A 3022-nucleotide genomic window follows, 5' to 3' on the forward strand; every position below is an offset into this window, starting at 1 on the left:
CGAGCTATGCGCCCGCGACCGGGCGCGAGCTGGTCGCCGAATTGGGCGCCGACATCGCCACCCGTCTGGCGCAGACCCGCGCGCTGACCGTGCTCGCGGTCGACGCGCCGAGCGAAAACGAGGCGCAGAAAGCGGGCGACTACCTGGTCGAGGTCCGGCTCGGCCAAGGTCGGGTCAGCGCCATTCAGCTGCGCCTGCTCAATCTGCCGGAGCGCCAGATTCTTTGGGCCGCGTCGTTCGCCGACAGCGGCCAGTATTTCGAGCGGGTGGCGATCACGCTGAACACGATTCTGCGCCATATCGAGGATCGCGAGATCTCGCAGCGCGATGGCGGCGACGGTTTGCGCGTCGCCTATCGGTTCACCTTGGAGGCGCAGCGGCTGCTCAACGCGATCGACCTGCCGTCGATCCGGCGCGCGCGCCGCCTGCTGAAGTCGGCGCAGACCATCGCTCCCGACTTCGTGCCGACCATCGCCGCGCTAGCGCGATCGCACGTCATGGAATGGCTGGTGCGGGCGCCTTTTGAAGTTGCGCCGTTGGAGTACGCCGAGCAGTTGGCCAAGCAGGCGATCGCGATCAGTCCCGACGACCACCGCGGCTATCACGAGCTCGGACTGGTGCGCGTCTATCGACGGCGGCTCGACGAAGGCATCGAGTGTCTCAACCGCGCGGCGAGCCTGTGTCCCGAAGACAAGGGCGTTTGCGCCGACCTCGCCGACGCGCTGGTTTTCAATGGTCAATCGCGCGAAGCGATCGCCATGCTCGACGAGCTGGTCCGCTCCTTCGATCCCGGCGGCGATTACGTCCGTTGGGTGCTCGCCGGCGCCCATTTCGCCCGCGAGGACTATGGAGCGACGTTGCTGCAGATCAAGCAGATGAGCAATCCGGCGCCGGCGTTCCGCATCTCCGCCGCCGCGCGCGCCCTGATTGGCGACCTCGCCGGGGCGCGGCGCGTGATGAAGGCGTCGATGAACTTCAACCCCAACTTCGATCTTCGGTCGTGGATGGCGATGGCGCCCTGTCGCAACAAGGACTTCGTCCAACGTTACACGGAAGGTCTGAAGATCGCGGGATTTAGCTGACCGGCGGTTGAAGACCTCCGAATCGGGGGCTTGTCGCTCGGCGCGGCGCGTGGCCGTCGGGCGTTGCAATGAGGCCGCCATTTGGCGATGACGATCCTGGCCTCCGCGAGGAAATTGCCGGAAACGCGTCGCCAAGGCGAGCGTTTGGCGCGCCAATGCTGTGACGAAAAGTGGGCAGGCGAGGGTTAGCAAGGTTGGAAAGCGGAGCGCTTCACGTCGAAGATGCGTGGCTCAAGCGGCGCCGGCAAATGGCGCGGCTGTTGCGAGTGGCGAGTCGATTTTCAAGCAGGCGACCGTCGCTTGGCTGGGCGGATGCGCGCTGACGGACGTTATCGCACGCGTTCGGCGAGGCTAACGCCGCGAGGGTCGACGGCTCCGCCGCTCGACCGGCATGTCCGTCCATCCGCGCCGCGGCAACCCTGCGGCGGAACGTAACCTCATCAATCGAGCGGACGAGCGATCTTGGAATTCCGCCCGCGCACGGGTCGGCGCCGCATCGCCGGACGGCGCTGAGCGGCAAGACGCCAGCCTGGTTGGCGCCCGCTCGGAGTCGCTGTCGTCAATTCCGGCGAGTTCCGCCTCGCGAGGCGAGGCTCGCGCGGCAAGCCAGCGGACCGCTTCGGGTCATGGGGCGCCGGTCGTATCGGTCGCCCGCCGCAGGTCGGTTTAACGGTTGCGAGCGATCGGCTTGACGGTTACGCATGCGCGGATCGCAGTCGTTTGACGCTCCGACAAGGCGAAGCCGCGCCAACGCCAACCAAGAGCGCCGCCCATGCGCGCCGGCGCGGCAATCCAACCGCGCGGATTGTCGGTGAACGCGTTCACCGGTCAGGACATAATGGCGCGCCTCCGGCTAAGTTCGTAATGATCTTGTCGACGTCGGCCTGTTTTTGCGCTTTTGCGTCTTCCGGGCTCTTGGCCTTGTCGAACACGACAATCGCCGTCACCTTGTCAAAGGTGGCGATAGGGCCATAACGATCGCTGTCGCACAGCGTATATTTAACGATGATGCGTCCCGAGTACGTATGGCTCGATTCGTCGAATCGGTCCAAAAAGACTTGCTCATCGTAATTTTTGCTTTCTGCAAGAGCGAAGATCGGCGACAGCAAGATCGCTGCGGTCAAGACTCCCCGCTTCAAGACTGCCTCCCTCGGCGCGGATACGCGGCGAAGAAGCTACCCCTGATGCGGACTTGGCTAAAGGACGCGAAGCGTTACAAAACGCCGCCTGGGTCAGTTCTCGGCGGAAATCAACAGCCTTGGGTCCAGTTCAATCCGCTCTCTCTGATGAACGCCAATAAGGGGGTGTTCGGCGTCAACCTGGGTCAAATGTGGGGCGAAGTCGCCCGGATGCGGCGCTGGATGGATCAGCTCGAGTCCGAGGGGCTCGGGATCATGGCCGCCGACATGGGCCTTCAGTCGTGGGGGCTTCCGGATTTGGAGGTGATCCACGCGCCGGAATGAGCGACTGAATGGAAGGCCCAAAGACGATCTTCGGCTTAAGGACCGACAGCGGCCGCGACGCGATGCGGCAGCGCATGTCGCTTCGACATTTCGCTCGCCGAAAGCCGCCAGCCCGCTTCTGGCCGCTAGCGGACGCAATCTTAGCCTGACCGAGGTCTCCTTCTGAAGGATCTCGGTTTAGGCGGCCTTTACCAGTCGAACAGCGAGCGGCTGTCGGTTGAATTCCGCACTGTCGAATTAACCTGGCCGCAAGTGGCTCCGCCTAGATTGCCGGTACTCCGAGCGACGAAGTCAACGCGCCGGACGGCATGTTTTCTGGAGCAGGAGCAAGGTAATGATCAAGTCCCTCAAGTCTTTCGTCGCCAACGAGTCCGGCGCGACCGCGATCGAATACGCGCTTATCGCCTCGCTGATCGCCGTCTTCCTCATCGGCGCTCTGTCGGCCCTCGGCACGAAGCTGTCGAGCGAGTTCGCCGA

Annotated in this window: 4 protein-coding genes; 3 read left to right on the forward strand and 1 reads right to left on the reverse strand. The window is 64.0% G+C overall.

What is annotated here, in order from left to right:
* Positions 1 to 1082 (forward strand): tetratricopeptide repeat protein (locus ABSF49_RS21345; protein ID WP_424114642.1); only part of this gene is annotated, 1082 nt, incomplete at its 5' end.
* Positions 1083 to 1903: 821 nt separating this feature from the next.
* Here ABSF49_RS21345 and ABSF49_RS21350 read toward each other — a convergent pair.
* Positions 1904 to 2206 carry a hypothetical protein gene (locus ABSF49_RS21350; protein WP_424114643.1) on the reverse strand — a complete coding sequence of 101 codons (303 nt, stop codon included), beginning with the start codon at positions 2204 to 2206 and terminating at the stop codon, positions 1904 to 1906.
* 60 nt (positions 2207 to 2266) lie between these two features.
* Here ABSF49_RS21350 and ABSF49_RS21355 point away from each other — a divergent pair, with 60 nt between their 5' ends.
* Together ABSF49_RS21355 and ABSF49_RS21360 are read left to right on the forward strand one after the other, a co-directional pair.
* Positions 2267 to 2545 carry a hypothetical protein gene (locus ABSF49_RS21355; RefSeq protein ID WP_424114644.1) on the forward strand — a complete coding sequence of 93 codons (279 nt, stop codon included), beginning with the start codon at positions 2267 to 2269 and terminating at the stop codon, positions 2543 to 2545.
* Between the two features lie 334 nt (positions 2546 to 2879).
* Positions 2880 to 3022, forward strand: a 143-nt coding sequence (locus ABSF49_RS21360; protein ID WP_424114507.1) for a Flp family type IVb pilin, incomplete at its 3' end; no start/stop codon positions are given.

The organism is Roseiarcus sp., from assembly GCF_049514155.1.
GTDB lineage: Bacteria > Pseudomonadota > Alphaproteobacteria > Rhizobiales > Beijerinckiaceae > Roseiarcus.

Excerpts from the sequence above, each read along its gene's own strand:
- ABSF49_RS21355 (WP_424114644.1), top strand. The coding sequence starts at position 2,267 with ATGCGGACTTGGCTAAAGGACGCGAAGCGTTACAAAACGCCGCCTGGG.